Origin of the sequence: Photobacterium sp. GB-72 (genome assembly GCF_003026095.1) — a bacterium.
Classification (GTDB): Bacteria; Pseudomonadota; Gammaproteobacteria; order Enterobacterales; family Vibrionaceae; genus Photobacterium.
The window spans coordinates 287,368-306,620 of the sequence record NZ_PYNV01000001.1; the positions used below are offsets into that span (position 1 = coordinate 287,368).

A 19,253-nucleotide genomic window follows, 5' to 3' on the forward strand; every position below is an offset into this window, starting at 1 on the left:
TTAATAAGAGGTGCTGAGCATTGTCGTAAGATTAGCATAACTAATAAACATATTGTTATATGTTATCAAACTGTTATCTGTTAATCTTAGCTTAGCAATGTTATTAATTACTAACGCATTTAGTGAGTTATGGATGTATTACGATTGTATAGAAACTGAACTAGGCAGCATTATGTTGCTAGCCGACCATCAAGGCTTAAGAAGGTTAACTGTCAATAGTCCTGGCTATTACCCTGATGAGTCATGGCAGCATAACCCCTCTTTTATGAGACCCTTCATTAGGCAACTAAAAGAATATCTCTTAGGCTCACGTAAACGCTTTACCTTCCCTCTCGCTCCTCAAGGAACGATGTTTCAACAGCAAATATGGCATGCTATTGCTGATATTCCCTTCGGTGAAACATCCAGTTACGAACAAATCGCGCTTGATATTGGCAATTCAGCTGCAAGCCAAGCTATAGGCATGGCAAAGAATGTAAATCCTATTCCTATCATTATCCCTTGTCACCGTGTACTTAATAGCAATCAAAATCTTTGCGGCTATCGTTATGGTGCTGAAATGGTAGAGCTATTACTTGCATTAGAGTCAGGTAAAGCCATTCTTATTAAAGAACCACAACATGAAATAGCATAACGCCAATACTAGATTGATTTTCGAGATCATAAAAAAGAGATAATTTTTATTATCTCTTTTTCTTTTATATCCACAGTAATTAGCTACGCTTACTTAAACCATATTCTCGTAATTTATTAGCAACGGCAGTATGTGATACGCCTAACCGTTTCGCTAATTTGCGGGTAGATGGGTAACTTCGATAAAGATTCGATAAAATACCAGATTCATAACGTTTCATGATCTCATCAAGAGAGCCATCTAATATTTCATCACTGATAATACTACTTGATTCATTTTCAGGTAACTGTACATCATCAGATGTCATGACCGTATTCTCAAGTTGTGTCATCGCTCGGAATAGCACATTACGTAATTGGCGAATATTACCAGGCCATGCATATTGCTTTAAGTATTCTGCCAACTCCTCAGATAGCTGAGGTTTAGGCTGATGTAATTCTTGTGATAACTGAGTTAAAAATAATTCAGCTAACGGTACTATATCTGCCGATCTTTCACGTAATGGTGGAACAACCAAAGCAAGAACATTTAAGCGGTAATATAAGTCTTCGCGGAAATCACCTGATGCAACTAAATCTGGTAGCTTTTTCTGTGTAGAGCAAATTACGCGAAGATTAACCTTTTTCTCAGCTTCCTCACCCACGCGTCGGAATGTACCATCTTGTAAAAAGCGTAGTAATTTAATTTGTAGGTGTTTTGACATCTCACCAATTTCATACAAGAAAACAGTACCACCATCCGCTTGCTCAAAAATACCTTTTTTACTTGGCTCGGTTGTACTGCCAGCAAAACCAAATAGCTCAGTTTCGGCGGCGTTATCAGGCATAGATACGCAGTTTACAACTAAAAATGGTTTCTCTCGTCGTATAGAACGTTGGTGACATGCGCGGGCTAACATTTCTTTACCTGTTCCCGTTTCACCTTGGATCAATAACGGTGCATCTAATAAAGCCAACTTTTTCGCTTGAGCTAATAAATGCTTAAAACGCGATGATTGCCCGACTAAATGCTCAAAACCACTGTCGCCATCTAACTGGCGAGTCACAATCGGCATGGTTGCTTCAGACAGTGATTTTAGAAGAATAAGAGCACTGGCAAAAACAGGTATATCGGTTTCATCGTTAATATAAACAGGCATGACTTCCATTTGGTAATCTAAACCTGCAATCACCACCATCTCAGTATGTTTTTCAGCCTGTTTTGTTTCTAACCAACGCTGAACATTAAAGCCAAAGAGCGTATGAACATTTTCGTGATAAAGTGATCCCTGATGATGAGCCAATAACCTTTCAGCGGCTTGATTGGCAAAATCAATTTTTCCGTTTAAATCGATGGAAAAAAAGGGATCAGGCAAGGTTTGAAGTAATGCAGAAAGCTCTGTATGTTCACGTTCACTGGGCATGAAATTTATTTTTCTTACATCTGTTACGCCATCTAACTGCCTTATTTGCGACATTAGATGACTAAACTGCTCAAATTCAATTTCAGGACAATTGAGATAAATGATACCAATGCGATCAATTTCAATCCCTCGAAGATCAATCTCCTGACTAGTCAGAATATCGAGTAGCTCGCGAGTCATTCCTACCCGATCTTCACAAAATACCTGTAGTCTCATTCTTTACGCCTTCTCAATATAAACTTTCCATTGTTAAGTTCGAAACATTCGGCTTATCAGAATAACAACAACAAAAAGCAATGACTTAATTCTTCAATTTCAACTCATACCACAAACAAAAATATAGGTATTAATATGAGTTTACACTTAGGTGTCAACAATTCCTGACACTTTTAACAGTGTGCGACTAACGCTAAATTGAGTCAAGTCTCCCGCTCAGAATCAAGCCATTTATAATTAAAAAATAACGTTATGCTTTTAGTATCTATTGAACTAACAGCGCCTTTATTTTAAGTATGACGGATTAAATCATTCATGATAGGTAGCTCACTTGAGCTAGGAAAAACTATATCGAGTTGCTTAGTTGTTGCCCCTAAATGTGAATGCAATACCGTTTTACATATAGAGCGAATATCCGTCGTTGGAGCTAAATCTCTTCCTTTGTATTGCTGAGATTTCGCTAACCCTGGCCATTTTGTTATCACTTGATTTCCACTCACCGCACCTCCCGCTATCAACATTGCGTTAGCCGTACCGTGATCGGTTCCCTTAGTTCCATTTTCAGCAACTGTTCGGCCAAATTCACTCGCGGCTATAACCACCGTTCGCGACCAAGCCTCACCTAACTGTGATTTTAAAGCTGAAAGTCCCTCATCAAGTTTCTTTAATTGGCTCGCTAAACGACCTTTAACCGCGCCTTCTCCTGCGTGTGTATCCCATCCACCTAGCTCTAATACCGCAATATTCGGTCCATTTTCCGACGTTAAAAATTTCCCTGCTTGTTGCGCCAAAGCATGAAATTGTTGGCCGCCTTTTACATGACCTGCCATTTTTTCAATGTCTAATGCATTAATAAAGTTGTCAGATAACGTCTGATCGCTTTGATACATATCCTGCAACAATTCAGCTTGTTGCTGCTTAATCTTCAATTTATGTGGATACCAACTATCAGCTTGGGCATTACCTTGAACAATTAAAGGTAAACCAGAATCTATGGCTATCGTATGCTGCTTGTTATCAACAGATAAAAAGCGATTTAGCCAACCATCACGATGTAACGGATCCTCAGTTCCATTTTCTAATACTTTCTGCCCATCAAAATGTGAGCGCTGACGATAAGGTGATGCACACGCATGAATAAAAGCCATCTCGCCTTGTTGATACCACTGATAACAACTCTTTAGTGCTGGATGTAAACCAAAGAAATCATCGAGTTTATTAAGCTGATTTTTATGTAATCCAATCGACGGTCTTTGCGGTAAATAGTCTTTATCTCCATAGGGTACAACCACATTTAACCCATCCATTGCACCGCGCAATGTAATCCATACAAAAATATTTGCCGACTGTGTTTTCGCAAAAGCGACAGATGGTAATGCACTGCATACCCCAACCGCAGCTAAAGATTTTAAGAACATACGGCGATCAAATATATTATCCATCACGATCTCGCTATCGATACATAAACTGTGGGCTTAGCCATAATAAAACCAACTTCGTTATCGCACCGTTAGCCTTATTCATTGCAAGCTCTGTGTGTTGATCAAGATCTTTTCCATAAAGATTATTGACCACTTGTTTTACCAACTGAAGCGGTTTGACTTTTTGCTTCTTCGCTTCTCTTACCGCAAGCACCGCAAATGTATTTGCTACTTGCCAACGTTGTATCAACGCTGAAGAACTATTGAAATCACTATCTTGATCAGACCAACCCGCCGGAGAACCTGCCATAAATGGCTGTTGTCCCAACAACCTCAATTGTTGAGTAATTTTGTGTTCCGATGGGTTGAGATCAGCACTACGTAAAAGCGCAAATAACCATTCTTGCGGCGTTCTAAACCGAAGAGGCGCAGCCGTATTCACTTCAGGCTCTTGCAATAATCTCTTATAAACAGGCTGTAATTCACCGTTATTTTTTAGATAAACACCGGCTAAATCATCCACTAGCTCCTTCTTGGGCTGGCCAATAAAGTGTTGAGCTAATTTAGTTGCCAAATGCCTTGCGGTTTGTTGATGCAATGCAAGATCTTTTAAGCACGCTTCTCCCTGTCCAATCCCTGTTTGTGTGTAACGCTGACCTAATAACATCACATCACCAGGTTGATGCGCCCAAGCTACAAATTTAAACCCAGGATTTTGCTTATCAAAACTGACCATCCAGCCTGTTATCGCATGTGCTAATTGGATAACATCTTGCTGACTGTAACCGCCATCAACCCCTAAGGTATGTAACTCCATAATTTCACGAGCGAGATTTTCATTGAGTCCCTTATGGCGTTTCTTACCCAATTTAGAATCAGGCCCTATCGATAGATTATTATCGAGAAACATCAACATTGTTGGGTGCTTAATCGTTGCTTGAAGCATATCGGCAAAATTACCGTTCCAGTGTTGGCGTATTACCTCATTCTCAATCCCAGCAATAATCGGTTTTACTTTGCGCGTATCGGCAGAGACTGCAAAATGGTTACTCCAAAATTGAATTAAACGTTCTTGAAAACTATTGGAGGAATGCAATGTTTGTAGATTACGTGCAGATACTTGCTGTTCATAACTCAGATTAAAAAATTGATTAACCTGCTTTTGAACGGCACGCTTTTCATTCGGGGATTTTTTTAATTTTTTACGCTGTTGATTAAATTGACCGATCTGAACCAAAATATTATTCGTCGAAGGTAAAGACTGTAGAGCGGTATCAATATATGGTTTAGTTGAGATCTGCTCTGCCAGCGTTAATACATGCTGATCATTCAGTTTGGGGCCAAAGCCAAATCGTTGCTCAGTGATGATGGCTGCCGTTGGATAATAATTCACCTTGTTGTCCTTATCATTAACCCAAGGATACGATAACGACTCTAACGTAAATAAGCTTCAGAGAATGTAAAGTGTTGTAAAGATGCTATCTTGACGACATAACAAGAAAATAAGTATTTAATTTTCAATCTTCTAACACCCCAACTCTTATTTATGTTTAAGCTGATTATTTTAACAATAGAGTAAATCATGAATAAACTGAGCATATTACTTCCCTTAGTCATCACTCTATTTGGTTGCGATGCACAAAGCTCAGCCAAGCAAGTCGAGACGACGGCAGAAAATCTATGTGGTAACGGTGAATTTGTTTTATCACTGCCAAAAGACATGGATCAGTACCAACAAAAAATGGCAGATTTTATTCAGGCAAGTGGTACAGATCCTTTTGATAAAACTGCCTTTACTGATACTTGTAAAAAACCTCGTAACGGTAAAATAGACTTAAAATACATTGCAGAACAAGCTGCACTTGCAACGCTCCCCTACCCCGATGCAGCTAAAGTGCTTTATTTTAAGCAACAGCAAGGCACACTTTATATTGTGCTATCAGCACAAGAAAACGGATGGGCAGGCGTGTCTACCGCACTCGGAACTTCGATGCCAGTTATAATTCGTAATATTCAACTTAATAGCACCATTAAAAATATTAAATTTGGCTATGCGCCTGGAGATGAAAGTCTCGCTATCGTTAAATAAGATGAACAAAGTGGTCAAAGAGTCGTATTCTCCCTGACCACTTAACCACTTCAATTTACGCTTAATAGTGGAATATCTAGTTAATCTTTTTCTTTGGTACCAAGCTGTTTAAATAGATCGCTTCGTATTTCAGCTAATTTGGGTTGCTCTCCCGGTAACCATGGTAAAGGACGTACTAAGCTGATCGCTTTTAAGCCTAGTCTTCCGGTCAATAAACCAATACTCACCCCTTGCGCAACGCGGGTAGACATACGACCCGCTAAGTCCATTGAGAGCATATCCATCCCCAAATCAGTGATCACTTCAGATGCACCTGCAAATGCCATATTAGCCAATACCAGCTTAAGTAGCTTAATGCGAGACCAGTAACCTAATTCGACACCATAAACTCGAGAAACTTGTTCAATTAAGCGCAAATTACGCCATGCCACCAGCAACATATCAGCCACTGCTAGTGGGCTTAATGCAACCATCACCGCGGCATCTGATGAATATTTCGCCACTAATTTTCGAGCTAATTTATCTTGTTGGCTGACCACTAAGCGATCATAAAGCTCAAGTATTTCGCGATCATTGTGCGTCGCGTCTAACGAATTCGTCCAGCGATCATAACCATAGTTATCACTACCAATCTGACTATGCTGTGCCAGTTTGGTACAAAAAGCTTTACCATTACCAATGCCATTACCATCAAGTAAGAGTTGGGCTTCATCACGCTCTGTTTGACGTGATTTTAACCGTCGTAACGTCAAAAGCTCCCGCCCCAATGCACCGATACCAACTACGGCAATACTGGCAACCAATGCACTCCAGCCAAGCGATAACCAATTTGCTGTTTGATAAGCTGTCACAACATGGTCAACCGTCTGCCACCCCACCATTGCCGCGCCTGCAACCACTACCCCTTTTAAAAAGCCATAACGACGTTTTGGTTTCGCTGCTAATACTTGTTTGAGATCTTTTTCAATTTCAGTTTCTTGTTGCTCTATTGCTTCAGGTAAAAAATCGGCTTGTTGAGCAAACTCCAATTTCGACGCAATATTGCGTTGTTCTTGGTTAACTGTTGGATCATCAAAAACAATTTTACTTTTTAACGGTTCACTCATTGCAGTTTATCTCCCAACAAATACTCAAGTGCTTTATCCATTCGGATATGCGGCAAAGGCTCGTCACTTTGCTGTAGCAAGGGACGGAAATTAATAAAATCAAAGCTCTGCTGCTGCCAAAAATCAACGTTTGGTAACCGTTTTGGCACTTCTCCGGGAAAGAGAGTTTGTGCATGACCTAACAAATCGGTCCCCCTTAATGCAGGGACTTGCTGCCCTTTGTGAGTCACAAAGCCAGGCTCAGTCGCTTGAATCGATGCCAAACTAACACAATCCATTTTAATGCCTTCAAAGGAAGCGGTTTGCCATGCTTCATTCACTAGCTGCTGTAATAATCCGACTAAATTCGGGTGCTGCTCAGGCGTAATATGATCGGCTTTGGTTGCAGCGAAGAGTACTTTATCAATACGCGGTGAAAATAGACGACGCAGTAACGAGCTACGCCCATATTTAAAACTTTGCATCAGCTGATCCAACGCTTGACGCATATCATTAAACGATTCAGGTCCCGAATTAAGAGGCTGTAAGCAATCAACTAATATGATTTGGCGATCAAATTTTGAAAAATGATCATTATAGAACGCCTTCACAACATGCTGTTGATAATACTTATAGCGATTTCTAAGCATCCCAATATTGGTGCTTTCATCTGCATCAATCAGCTGTTTTTCTGTGTACTTTTTATTCCACAGGAGCGGGAAAAATTGTAAAACAGGTGCACCAGCTAATTCACCAGGCAGAACAAAACGTCCTGGTTGAACCCAATGTAATCCCCCTTCTGCCTTACATTGATGCAAATACTCGGTGAACGCCTTCGATATTTCTTCAATCTGCTTTTCATCTGCGGGTGCAAAAGGATCAAACATCTCGGTTTTAGCAAGCCAATCTTGAGCTAATTCAAGACGTTTACCTTTTAGTACTTGGCTTTGTTGTGCCGACCATTGAGTAAAATCTAAATCAAGTAACGGTAAATCTAATAACCACTCGCCGGGATAATCAATAATATCCAAATACAACGTGGCGGTATCTTGAAATAGTTTCAATGCCCCTTTCTGAGGCTTATAACGAAGTGCTAAACGCGTTTGACTCACATCCCTTGTTGGCTCTGGCCATTCAGGAGGCGTCGACATAATTGATTGCATTCCTTCATCATAGCCAAATTTAGGCACATGCAGATCTAACTGAGGAACACGCTTTGCACCTAATAAATGGCCGTCACGCATCGCACTAAACATAGGTAGGCGAGCATTCGTACTTACATGCAGTAATTGATTAATAAGAGAAGTAATAAAGGCCGTTTTACCCGCTCGAGACAATCCTGTAACGGCAAGTCGAACGTGTCGATCCAAACTTCTATTAACGAGCTTATTCAACTCATTACTGATTCGATTCATGATTAACCCTAGTTGTTTTCATTTTTGTTTTAGGTTTAACAACTTTATTCTAATAATTATCAATAAAGTGATTTAACTATATTACGCCTTTATAACGGAAAAAAGCAGGCCTGACATTGATCAGCACCTGCTTCATTAGGCTAAGCTTTATGGATAATTAAAGCTTATTGAACTCGCGATCCACTTTGAATGCAGAAGATGTAACATACGCTTCCATCTGTTGTACTTTCTTTTCGGCGGTATCAAATTCTGATTCCACTTTTTGTAAAATTTGATGCGCAGAGCGACCCGCCTGCCACGGTTTCTGTTTTACGTTGTGCTCGGTATAAGTATCTTGTTGCTCTTTTCGCTGTGGTGGCATTTTATCTAAAATTAACCATGCGGCGATATAAGCAATCGTGGCAAAAAAGCCCAAACCAAGTAAGAAGGCTGAAACAGCAAGAATACGTACCAACCAAATTTCAACACCGAAATATTCAGCTAAACCAGCGCACACACCGCCCAATTTTCCTTTTTTAGGATCACGGTATAAGGTCTTACTCATTATTTTTGCCTCCATCTTGGTACTTCTGCATCAAGAATACGCTCTAACGTCACAATACGTTCTTGCATATCTTCTGCGCGTGCCACCAAGGTCTCTAACTTTTTCTGATCTTCACCTGACAGCCCTTCACCGGCTTGACGTTTACTACGATAGTGAAGGATTAACCATAGCGGTGCGACAATAATCATGAACACCACTAATGGAACGCTAATAAAACCCATTGACATTATTTGTTCTCCTTTCGCGCAGAATCAATGAAACAACGACGATAACTTAATTGTACTTACTCTTTATCCTTGATGTTCGCTTTTAAGCGCTCAAGTTCTTTTTCAATTTCGTCTTGTGCTTGTAAATCAGCAAATTCTGACTCTAAGCTTTTGCCACGACCAAAGCTATAACTATCTGCTTCTGCTTCCATTTCATCGATGCGACGTTCATATTGCTCAAACTTAGACATCGCCTCATCAACTTTACTTGTATCTAGCTGACGACGAACATCGCGGCGAGTGCCTGCGGCTTTATGACGCGTCACTAGCGCTTGTTGACGAGCGCGTGTTTCTTGCAACTTACGCTCAAGTTCAGCGACTTCTAATGACAATTTTTCAATCGTCTCTTCTACTAGTTTGTATTCTTCATTGAGCGTTAATGCGACATCAGCCAGTTTTTGCTTTTCGATCAGTGCTGCACGGGCTAAATCTTCACGACCTTTTTGCAGTGCAAGGCTCGCCTTTTCCTGCCAATCTGTAATTTGTGATTCAATCGCTTGAATACGACGTTGTAACTCTTTTTTATCCGCTAATGCACGCGCTGAAGATGTACGTACCTCAACTAATGTATCTTCCATCTCTTGGATGATAAGACGGATCAATTTTTGTGGATCTTCAGCCTTATCCAGTAACGAGTTCACGTTAGCATTTACGATATCAGCAAAACGAGAAAAAATACCCATCATTAAACTCCTTGATTAAACCCATTTCACAGTAATCACGCTTACAGGTTTATATAGTGATACTAACTTAATGTTCTTGTGTTACCACTTAGATATTTCAAGTACTGTGCCAACTTTTAACGTATTAAATATCAACAACTTAATTTTCAACCCACTTTTAAGCAAGCTATGATATAGTTAATTTAACCAATTAATAGTGAGATTAACCAATGCGTAAAACGGAAAACTTAATCGGTGAATCTGATGCTTTTTTAAGTGTCCTAGACCAAGCATCACGCCTCGCTTCACTCAATCGCCCAATTCTTATTCTTGGTGAACGAGGCACAGGTAAGGAGTTAATCGCCCAACGCGTTCACTATTTATCAAAACGTTGGGATCAACCTTTAGTGACACTGAACTGTGCCGCACTAAGCGAAGGCGTCATTGATTCTGAACTATTTGGCCATGAGGCGGGCTCCTTTACAGGCGCGAAAGGTCGCCACCAAGGGCGCTTTGAACGCGCAGAAAATGGCACGCTTTTTTTAGATGAATTAGCAACCGCCCCGATGGGGGTTCAAGAAAAATTATTACGCGTGATTGAATACGGTGAGTACGAGCGCGTGGGCGGTAATAAACCTTGCCAAGCGAATGTACGCTTAGTTTGTGCAACTAATGAAAATTTACCCGAACTCGTTGCTGAAGGAAAATTTCGAGCAGATTTACTTGATAGACTCGCCTTTGAAATCATCCACCTTCCACCATTACGTGAACGACTAGACGATATTTTACCATTGGCAGAACACTATGCTGTGCGTATGTGTCGCGAATTAGGATATAGCTATTTTGCAGGTTTTTCACAACACGCTAAACAACAACTACTCGACTATCAATGGCCAGGGAATATTCGAGAGTTAAAAAATGTTGTCGAACGGTCTGTATTTCGTCATAGCAATGAAGGTGAAGCTATTGACGAAATTTATACCGACCCTTTCGCTACAGCTTGGCAATCTTGTGAGCCAGCACCATCACAGTCTTTATCCATTGTAGACACCCCAGCAGTCAAACAAGAAAACTCTAGCATTCAACTTCCCGTTGATCTTCGCCACTACTTACAAGATCAAGAAATCATGTTGATCAACAAAGCACTTAAACACGCTCGCTTTAATCAAACAAAAGCCGCCGAACTTTTAAGCTTAAGTTATCACCAGTTAAGAGGACTCATTCGAAAGTATGACATTAACGTTAACGGTGATTAATCAACCAAATTCACGCGATAATTAAAGATATATAACGGTTTTAGACTAATTACTTATAAATAAAGCAGGATAGCTTGGTGACGTTAAAAGAAAAATGTTAAATTTAACGACTTAATTTCATTTAACGCCTATTAAATATGAGCGCTTACAGTCGTCTTTTGATTGCCGGCTTCACTTTACTTGGCCTTTTAGGTTGTAAAGAGCCGTCACATAATACCGCTAAGCAAAGCAATGGCTTTGTTTACTGCGGTCAAGATACTCCGACAACATTAAATCCACAGCTAACGGATGGCGGATTAACAGCAGAAACACTCTCGGCGCAAATTTTCGATCGCCTGCTGTTACTCGATCCTATCAGCCACAAACCTCTTCCTGATCTAGCAAAAAGCTGGACTGTCAGTGACGATGGCTTGGTATATACCTTTAAGCTGCGAGATAACGTTAAATTCCAACATACTGATTGGTTTACTCCAACACGTCCGCTTAATGCCGATGACGTTATTTTTAGCTTTGAGCGTATCATTAATCCACACCACCCTTTTCATAATATTTCTGGTGGTCGTTACCCATGGTTTGAAAGCCTTGGGTTTGCTGATTTAATTGATACCATCAAAGCTAAAGACCCTCTCACCGTACAATTTACCTTAAATCGACCAGATAATTCTTTCTTATCTAACTTAGCAACCAGTTATGCGGTGATTTATTCTCAGCAGTATGGTCAGCAACTGTTAAAATCAGGCCGTATCGGTCTTATTGATACACAACCAATCGGTACGGGTCCTTTTTACGTTGATCAATTTATACCCAATGATCTTATTCGCTTAAAACGTAATAAGGATTATTGGCAAGGTGCCGCACCAATGGAGCAAGTGGTATTTGATATCTCAGCCCGTGGCATGGGTAATCTTGCTAAGTTGCTAAGCTCTGAATGTGATGTTCTCTCATCTCCTGTTGCGAGCCAGTTGCCTGTTATTTCAAATAACGATAACTATAAATTACTTGCACAAACGGGGATGAATGTATCCTTTCTGGCATTAAATACGGAACGTCCACCATTAAATAAATTAGAAATCCGTGAAGCTATTAATTATGCAATAAACCGTAAAACACTGCTCAATTCTGTTTATTACGGTACGGCAACAGAGGCAAAAAGCTTGTTACCCCCAATGTCTTGGGCTTATAACCACGACAGCAAAGCACTTTCTTATAATCCTAAATTAGCCAAACAACTGCTTGATGCCGCTGGCTATGATTATAACCAAGTCCTGACGATGTGGGTCCCACTTGAGCCTCGACCTTATAACCCGAGTCCTCGAAAAACAGCGGAATTAATCCAAGCTAATTTGAAAGCCGTTGGTATCAATGTGTCTTTACATCATCAAGAAACGATTGGTCGTGTTGGTTTAACTGATACTACTCAATACGATATGGTTCTTGCTGGTTGGATCGCAGATAACGGCGACCCTGATAATTTCTTAAGACCATTATTGTCATGCAATGCTAAAAAAGCAGGGCTTAATGTCGCTAACTGGTGTGATCTTGGTTTTGATAATTTACTTGAAATTGCACTACGCACAAATAAGCAACAACAACGTCAAGTATATTACCAGCAAGCGCAAAATATTTTGGATCAACAAGTACCTGTGATCCCATTGGCTCATGGTGTCCATTTCCAAGCCCACAGTAAAACGTTAGGGGGGTTACAGATGGACCCATTTGGTTCGCGATCTTTTTCCAGTGTTTATCGAATTGAGTAAAGCATGTTTATTTATACGATACGTCGCCTAAATTTGTTTGTAATTACGCTATTAATACTGACCATAATTGGTTTTAGTATTTTGCGTTTAGATACCCAATTACAGTGGGCGCATCAGAGCTTTTTTAGTGGTTGGATTTTATATTTAGAGAACTTACTTTCAGGTAATCTCGGTATCACTCCCAATGGTACACCTATTAGTAGCGAAATATTAACCGTATTTCCTGCAACGTTAGAGCTGTGCTTTTTTGCTTTTATACTCTCGTTAGTCGTTGGTATTCCGCTTGGCACTATCGCAGGCGTACATCGAGGACAACCCCTTGATACCATCATTTCCTCAATAACCTTACTGGGCTACTCCATCCCCCTATTTTGGTTAGCGATGTTATTAATTCTGTTGTTTTCGCTGAATTTAGGCTGGCTACCTGTTTCTGGTCGTTACAGTTTGTTATATCAATTTGATCATGTCACTGGCTTTGCTCTGATTGATATTTTGCTGTCAAATAAACCATACCGTATGGAAGCATTTCTTAACGCACTACAGCATTTAGTCTTGCCAACCATTGTATTAGCGATGGCACCTACAACGGAAGTGATACGTTTAACCCGTGCCTCAATTTCAGACGTAATGACGAAAAACTACATCAAAGTAGCCCAAACGAAAGGCTTATCTACCTTTGAAATCGTCCGCCGTCATGCGATGAAAAATGCCCTTCCCCCCATTATTCCTAAATTAGGGATGCAGTTTGCAGCAATGATGACCTTTGCCATGCTTACAGAATCTATTTTTAATTGGCCGGGTATTGGTCGTTGGTTACTTAATGCGATTGCAGATCAAAATTATGTTGCCATTCAAGCTGGTGTAATCACAGTAGGTAGTTTCATCTTATTGGCTAACATTTTATCTGATTTAGCTGGTGCTATGGTGAACCCATTAGTAAGGAAAGAATGGTATGCCATCAAATAGTGTTTACCAAGAAGAAACAATCCCAACCCAATGGGAGCGCGCTTGGCAAAACTTCAGGGAAAACTCACTGGCCATGTTTGGCCTATGGTGTTTACTGTTTTTGCTCATTGTCACCCTAACAGCACAATGGCTGGCTCCCTATTCGCCGATAAAACAAGTTGGTGAGCTGCTCATGCCACCATCATGGGACAACTCTGGTCATGTAAACTTTTTCTTTGGTACTGATGATTTAGGTCGTGATATTTTATCTCGCTTGATCATAGGTTCACAGCTAACCTTTGGCTATGCCTTATTAGTCGCCTTTGCATCCAGCGTTATTGGCTTGCTGATCGGTATTCTTGCCGGAATGAGCCAAGGCTTAAAATCGAGCTTTTTAAATCATATTTTAGATACCGTGTTATCTATCCCTTCGCTTTTATTGGCCATCATAGTGGTCGCCTATATGGGGCCGGGAGAAACACATATCTTACTCGCAATTTGGCTAGCTTTGATCCCTCGTTTTATTCGAGCGGTGTACACAGCCGTTCATACTGAAGTTGCTAAAGATTACGTTATTGCAGCACGATTAGATGGTGCTAATAATTTTTACCTCTTATGGAATTCAATCTTACCCAATATTTTATCAACCATCATTACTGAGATGACGCGCGCAATCTCTATTGCTATTTTAGATATTGCTGCATTAGGTTTCCTAGGGTTAGGCGCGCAAACACCACTACCAGAATGGGGGGCTATGCTAGGTGATTCTGTTGAACTGATTTACCTTGCACCATGGACAGTCACATTACCGGGTCTTGCCATTATGTTTAGTGTTCTAGTAATTAATTTAGTCGGTGATGGTCTTCGCCAAGCTCTTAATGCAGGGATTGATTAATATGCCATTACTCGATATACGCAACCTCACTATCGAAATCGACACACCACAAGGCATGGTGAAAGCGGTTGATAGAATGAGCATAACCATTAATGAAAGCGAAATTCGTGGTTTAGTGGGCGAATCAGGTTCAGGTAAAAGCCTTGTCGCGAAAGCTATTGCAGGCGTGTCTAAAGATAATTGGCGCGTCAGTGCCGATCGCATGCGCTTAGGTGATATTGACTTACTCACTCTATCTCATCGTGAGCGACGAAAAATTGTTGGCCGTGAAATGGCAATGATCTTCCAAGAACCATCAACCTGTCTTGATCCCTCTGAGACAGTTGGGGAACAATTGGAAGAAGCCATTCCCTCTTCATCATTTACTGGGCATTTTTGGCAGCGCTTTCACTGGCGTCAAAAACAAGCTATCGCACTTTTGCATAAAGTCGGTATCAAAGAGCACAAACGCGTAATGCGAAGTTACCCTTATGAATTAACCGATGGCGAATGTCAAAAAGTCATGATCGCAATGGCGATTGCAAACCGTCCACGATTATTGATTGCCGATGAGCCCACAAACGACTTAGACCCAATTACCCAAGCTCAAATTTTTCGCTTATTAAGCAGGATGAATCAATTAGGTAACACCACTATTTTATTAGTCAGCCATGATCTTACGACGGTTACCCAGTGGGCTGATAGAATTACGGTCATGTATTGTGGACAATCGGTTGAATCCGGCACCTCTAAGCAGTTATTAGAGTCACCGCATCACCCTTATACCGCTGCGTTAATGCGTGCTATGCCTGATTTTAGCTTAGAAAATATTAGCCATAAGACGAAACTAGAAACGTTACCGGGATCTATTCCTCCACTTCAGCACTTACCGATTGGTTGTCGATTAGGCCCTCGTTGTCCTCATGCCCAGCGTAAATGTGTAGAAGTGCCAAAACGTAGAAAAATTAAAAACCATAAGTTTAGCTGTCACTTCCCGCTAAACATGGAGGAAGACAGTAAATGAGTTCGTTATTGGAAGTAGAAAATCTAAAGAAAGATTACCACTATCGTTCAAGTCTTTTCCGTAGACGCACAATTGAAGCCGTGAAACCGGTCTCTTTTCATCTGGAAGCAGGTGAAACAATTGCATTACTGGGTGAAAATGGGTCAGGTAAATCAACCTTAGCAAAAATGCTATCAGGTGTTGTCGAACCAACCAGTGGCATTATTCGCGTAAATGGTGACACCTTATCAAGCGGTGATTACCAAACGCGCTGTAAGCTGATCCGAATGATTTTCCAAGATCCGAATACGTCGCTTAATCCTCGTATTCAAATTGGTCGTATTCTGGAAGGCCCATTAAAACGTAATACCAATATGACGCCGCAAGCGCGTGAAAAACGTATTATGGATACACTAAAACGAGTTGGCTTACTTCCTGAACATGCCTATTTCTATCCACAAATGCTGGCTACGGGTCAAAAACAGCGTGTTTCATTAGCTCGTGCTCTCATTCTTCAGCCCTGTATTATCGTTGCTGATGAAGCACTAAACGGGCTTGATATGTCCATGCGTTCTCAGATGATAAACCTGTTATTAGAACTGCAAGAAGAAATGGGATTGTCCTATATCTATGTGTCGCAGCACATGGGGGTGATAAAACACTTCAGTGACAAAGTAATGGTGATGCAAGATGGTGAAGTGGTAGAGAAAGGCCGTACCGCGAATGTATTTAACAATCCCAAACATCCATTAACGCAAAAATTATTAGATAGTCACTTTAGCTCACCAAAGAAAGATAAAAGCACACGAATTAATAACTCAACACCCAAAATAAGTACATAACGCAAAATATAAAAATGAAAAAGCCCGCTTTTACGCGGGCTTCTCATTTACATCTATATCGCGGATGCTACACAAGCGATTTGTTTATCTGTGCCAAGACACTTGCAGGATCTTCTGCTTGTGTTATTGGGCGACCTATCACGAGATAATCAGAACCAGCAGAAATTGCCTCTACGGGTGTCATGATTCGACGCTGATCGCCTGCATCACTCCCCGCAGGGCGAATACCTGGTGTTACTAGCTTAAAACCCTGACCTAGACTTTGTTTCAACGTATGAGCTTCATGAGCTGAACAAACCACACCATCTAAACCACTATTCTTTGCCAGTGATGCAAGGTTAAGTACTTGCTGATGAGGCTCGCAGTTAATACCAATACCCGCTAAGTCTGATGCTTCCATACTGGTTAGCACCGTTACACCAATCAATAGCGGGCGGTCTTTACCATACGGCTCTAAAATTTCACGTGAAGCTGTCATCATACGCTCGCCACCACTCGCATGAACGTTAACCATCCATACACCAAGTTCTGCTGCCGCTTTTACCGCCTTTGAACAGGTATTTGGAATATCGTGAAATTTAAGGTCTAAAAATACAGAATGACCCCGATCATGCAGTTGACGCACGAAATCAGGACCAAAAAAAGTGAACATCTCTTTACCGACTTTTAATCGGCAACTTCCCGGCTCAATACGATCGACGAAAGCGAGTGCCTCATTCTGATTATCATAATCAAGGGCTACGATTACTTTAGGGTCTATTACTTTAGCGTCTAGCATTGAGTCTCCTGTGATATCTCATTTTTCCTACTGCAGCAATCCAGCCGCACGCAAATTCTACATCAAACGCAAACGTTTACGAATAAAATTCACGCTTTATTAGGCATAAAAAAACCAGATCACAATGTCTGGTTTCTTTATTTTTTAATGCATTATTCGCCATCTAATCCACGAATTGGCTTAACTTGTCCCCAATTCTTACAAGATGGACATTGCCAATACAATGAGTGGGTAGCAAAACCACACTGGCGACAACGATAACGCGGTTTAATTTTTAATTGCTCACCAACAAGATGACGTAAGCTGGTTAAACTTTCTTTCGCACGGCCTTCTTCCGCTTCATCTAAATGGTAATCCATTAGCTGGTAAAAGCCTCTCATAGTCGGGTTCTTTTGTAGCTGACGAGTCATGAATGCTTGAGCAGACACAGCCCCTTCATTTTTCGCAATTTCGTCTGCTAACATCAGTTCTGCTGAAGCCCCCGCTTTGGCTTCTACACATTGCTGTAGATATTTCAGCCAGCCCGATTCATTATGTAATGCATCGTAACATTCTAATAATAAAGGTAAAGCTTCACCAATAAATTCAGCATCTTGCTCTAGAACACGTTCAAGCGTTTTGGCTGCCTGCTTAAAATCTTTATCTTTAATCTGAATCTTAGCCATAGTGATCGAGGCTCGGACACACTGCTTATCTGCTGAGAGCGCCTTTTTCAAACATTGAATCGCTTTATCCTGATTTTGCGCACTCATTTCAAGCATGGCAAGTTCACACCAATAGTGTGCAATATCATGCTTTAATTTTGTTTTACCTAATTTAACGAGTTGAGAAGCCATATCTATCGCATTTTCCCACTCTCGTGTTTGCTGATAGATAGACAATAACTGTTGTAGCGCAGGTTTTTTATATTCAGGTTCATCCAACAATTGTTCAAAGATACGTTCAGCACGATCTAAAAAACCCGCAACCATATAATCTTTTGCTAACTGCTGAAGCGCCAAATTACGTTGCTCTATCGTCAAGTTAGGACGAGCAATCAAGTTTTGGTGAATACGAATAGCACGATCGACCTCCCCTCGGCTTCGGAATAAGTTACCCAAAGCAAGGTGAGTATCGATAGTTTCGCTATCAACTTGAAGCAGCTCAATAAACAGATCGACGGCTTTATCTGATTGATCAGATAACAGCAAATTAAGACCTGTTACATATTGACGAGATAAGCGGTGAGACTGCTCTTGTCGATTGTTACTTGCGCTCCTGTTACCCATATACCAGCCATAAGCTGCCGCAATAGGTAATAGTAGGAACAACAGTTCAAGCATTAATACTTATTCCTTTACAGGCTGTGCGCGTAGAGAATCTAGTTCTTGTTGCTGTTTTGCCACTTTCTTCGCTAAGCGGTTTTTAGCAAAACGTGCTTTTAGATATAGCGTGCCACAGATTAACCAGCCAATGATAAAGCCAGAACCAAATGCAATACCTAATAGCGTTGATAATTGGAATTCGCCTTGAGCAACTAAATAGTCAAAGTTTACTAAAATTTGGTTTTGCGCACCGAGAGCCAGTGTTATTAAGAATGCAGCAACTAAAACAATAATACCCAAAATTTTCATCGTGAATCCTCTCACTAAATCAACAATATGATAGATTGATTATGCAGTAATTTTACTCATCAGACCATGATCAAAAGACATAAAAAAACGGCATACTGAGAGTATGCCGTTTTTTTGTTCTATTCGCGGTTAAGCAGCAATTGATGCATTAACACGGTCACGTAATTCTTTACCTGGCTTGAAGTGAGGAACGTATTTACCGTCCAACTCAACTTTATCACCAGTTTTAGGGTTACGACCTACGCGAGGAGCACGGTAATGCAATGAGAAGCTACCAAAGCCACGGATCTCAATGCGATCGCCTTCAGCAAGCGTGTTCGCCATATTTTCAAGGATATCCTTGATTGCATCTTCCACTTGTTTAGCTGAAAGATGTGTTTGTTGACTACATAGTCTTTCAATTAACTCAGACTTTGTCATAAACACTCCGTTTTAGTAAGTTTCTCAATAG

At 40.7% G+C, this 19,253-nt stretch carries 20 protein-coding genes; 8 read left to right on the top strand and 12 right to left on the bottom strand.

Annotation, left to right across the window (positions count from 1 at the left end):
- The first annotated feature begins 52 nt into the window (after positions 1-52).
- A complete protein-coding gene (locus tag C9J40_RS01285) occupies positions 53-634 on the top strand; it encodes a methylated-DNA--[protein]-cysteine S-methyltransferase (protein ID WP_181316921.1) in 582 nt (193 codons plus the stop codon).
- Between the two features lie 79 nt (positions 635-713).
- Here the strand turns inward: C9J40_RS01285 and tyrR are convergent, their stop codons facing one another.
- From tyrR to C9J40_RS01300, 3 genes are all read right to left on the bottom strand, one after another.
- Entirely contained in the window at positions 714-2,252 is a 1,539-nt protein-coding gene (tyrR, locus tag C9J40_RS01290) for a transcriptional regulator TyrR (protein WP_107205715.1), read from the bottom strand.
- Between the two features lie 290 nt (positions 2,253-2,542).
- Positions 2,543-3,694, bottom strand: a complete 1,152-nt coding sequence (locus tag C9J40_RS01295) for a DUF1501 domain-containing protein (protein WP_107245462.1) — start codon at positions 3,692-3,694, stop codon at positions 2,543-2,545.
- A gap of 10 nt (positions 3,695-3,704) precedes the next feature.
- Positions 3,705-5,066, bottom strand: coding sequence for a DUF1800 family protein (locus tag C9J40_RS01300; RefSeq protein ID WP_107245464.1), 1,362 nt, complete (start codon positions 5,064-5,066; stop codon positions 3,705-3,707).
- 189 nt (positions 5,067-5,255) lie between these two features.
- On the opposite strand from C9J40_RS01300, the gene C9J40_RS01305 reads away from it, so the two are divergent.
- A complete protein-coding gene (locus C9J40_RS01305) occupies positions 5,256-5,762 on the top strand; it encodes a hypothetical protein (protein WP_107245466.1) in 507 nt (168 codons plus the stop codon).
- A gap of 80 nt (positions 5,763-5,842) precedes the next feature.
- Here C9J40_RS01305 and C9J40_RS01310 read toward each other — a convergent pair whose 3' ends face one another.
- From C9J40_RS01310 to pspA, 5 genes are all read right to left on the bottom strand, one after another.
- Positions 5,843-6,868: a YcjF family protein gene (locus C9J40_RS01310; RefSeq protein WP_107245468.1), complete on the bottom strand. Its 1,026-nt coding sequence runs from the start codon at positions 6,866-6,868 to the stop codon at positions 5,843-5,845.
- The gene (locus tag C9J40_RS01315) at positions 6,865-8,262 is read right to left on the bottom strand and encodes a YcjX family protein (protein WP_107245469.1); all 1,398 of its coding nucleotides are present in this window, start codon (positions 8,260-8,262) and stop codon (positions 6,865-6,867) included. The genes C9J40_RS01310 and C9J40_RS01315 overlap by 4 nt, the downstream gene beginning before the upstream one ends.
- Positions 8,263-8,419: 157 nt before the next feature.
- The gene (gene pspC / locus C9J40_RS01320; RefSeq protein WP_005367018.1) at positions 8,420-8,806 is read right to left on the bottom strand and encodes an envelope stress response membrane protein PspC; all 387 of its coding nucleotides are present in this window, start codon (positions 8,804-8,806) and stop codon (positions 8,420-8,422) included.
- The gene (pspB, locus tag C9J40_RS01325) at positions 8,806-9,033 is read right to left on the bottom strand and encodes an envelope stress response membrane protein PspB (RefSeq protein WP_006646015.1); all 228 of its coding nucleotides are present in this window, start codon (positions 9,031-9,033) and stop codon (positions 8,806-8,808) included. Before pspB ends, pspC begins: the two co-directional genes overlap by 1 nt.
- Positions 9,034-9,089: 56 nt before the next feature.
- Positions 9,090-9,755 carry a phage shock protein PspA gene (pspA, locus tag C9J40_RS01330; RefSeq protein ID WP_107205709.1) on the bottom strand — a complete coding sequence of 222 codons (666 nt, stop codon included), beginning with the start codon at positions 9,753-9,755 and terminating at the stop codon, positions 9,090-9,092.
- Between the two features lie 209 nt (positions 9,756-9,964).
- Between pspA and pspF the strand changes: the two genes are divergently transcribed.
- The 6 genes from pspF (at position 9,965) to C9J40_RS01360 (ending at position 16,411) form a co-directional block, all read left to right on the top strand.
- Entirely contained in the window at positions 9,965-10,990 is a 1,026-nt protein-coding gene (gene pspF, locus C9J40_RS01335) for a phage shock protein operon transcriptional activator (RefSeq protein WP_107245471.1), read from the top strand.
- A 137-nt stretch (positions 10,991-11,127) separates the two neighbouring features.
- Positions 11,128-12,747: an ABC transporter substrate-binding protein SapA gene (gene sapA / locus C9J40_RS01340; RefSeq protein ID WP_107205707.1), complete on the top strand. Its 1,620-nt coding sequence runs from the start codon at positions 11,128-11,130 to the stop codon at positions 12,745-12,747.
- 3 nt (positions 12,748-12,750) lie between these two features.
- Positions 12,751-13,713: an ABC transporter permease subunit gene (locus tag C9J40_RS01345; RefSeq protein ID WP_107205706.1), complete on the top strand. Its 963-nt coding sequence runs from the start codon at positions 12,751-12,753 to the stop codon at positions 13,711-13,713.
- Entirely contained in the window at positions 13,700-14,587 is an 888-nt protein-coding gene (sapC, locus tag C9J40_RS01350) for a putrescine export ABC transporter permease SapC (protein WP_107205705.1), read from the top strand. Before C9J40_RS01345 ends, sapC begins: the two co-directional genes overlap by 14 nt.
- A 1-nt stretch (position 14,588) precedes the next feature.
- Complete coding sequence (locus C9J40_RS01355) at positions 14,589-15,590, top strand: oligopeptide/dipeptide ABC transporter ATP-binding protein (protein WP_107205704.1); 1,002 nt, start codon at positions 14,589-14,591, stop codon at positions 15,588-15,590.
- Complete coding sequence (locus C9J40_RS01360) at positions 15,587-16,411, top strand: ATP-binding cassette domain-containing protein (RefSeq protein ID WP_107205703.1); 825 nt, start codon at positions 15,587-15,589, stop codon at positions 16,409-16,411. Before C9J40_RS01355 ends, C9J40_RS01360 begins: the two co-directional genes overlap by 4 nt.
- Before the next feature lie 67 nt (positions 16,412-16,478).
- On the opposite strand, the gene pyrF is transcribed toward C9J40_RS01360, so the two are convergent.
- The 4 genes from pyrF to ihfB form a co-directional block, all read right to left on the bottom strand.
- Positions 16,479-17,189: an orotidine-5'-phosphate decarboxylase gene (pyrF, locus tag C9J40_RS01365; RefSeq protein ID WP_107245472.1), complete on the bottom strand. Its 711-nt coding sequence runs from the start codon at positions 17,187-17,189 to the stop codon at positions 16,479-16,481.
- A gap of 152 nt (positions 17,190-17,341) precedes the next feature.
- The gene (lapB, locus tag C9J40_RS01370; RefSeq protein WP_107205701.1) at positions 17,342-18,511 is read right to left on the bottom strand and encodes a lipopolysaccharide assembly protein LapB; all 1,170 of its coding nucleotides are present in this window, start codon (positions 18,509-18,511) and stop codon (positions 17,342-17,344) included.
- 6 nt (positions 18,512-18,517) lie between these two features.
- The gene (locus C9J40_RS01375) at positions 18,518-18,802 is read right to left on the bottom strand and encodes a LapA family protein (RefSeq protein ID WP_107245474.1); all 285 of its coding nucleotides are present in this window, start codon (positions 18,800-18,802) and stop codon (positions 18,518-18,520) included.
- 129 nt (positions 18,803-18,931) lie between these two features.
- Positions 18,932-19,222, bottom strand: a complete 291-nt coding sequence (gene ihfB / locus C9J40_RS01380; protein ID WP_008986714.1) for an integration host factor subunit beta — start codon at positions 19,220-19,222, stop codon at positions 18,932-18,934.
- Between the last annotated feature and the right edge of the window lie 31 nt (positions 19,223-19,253).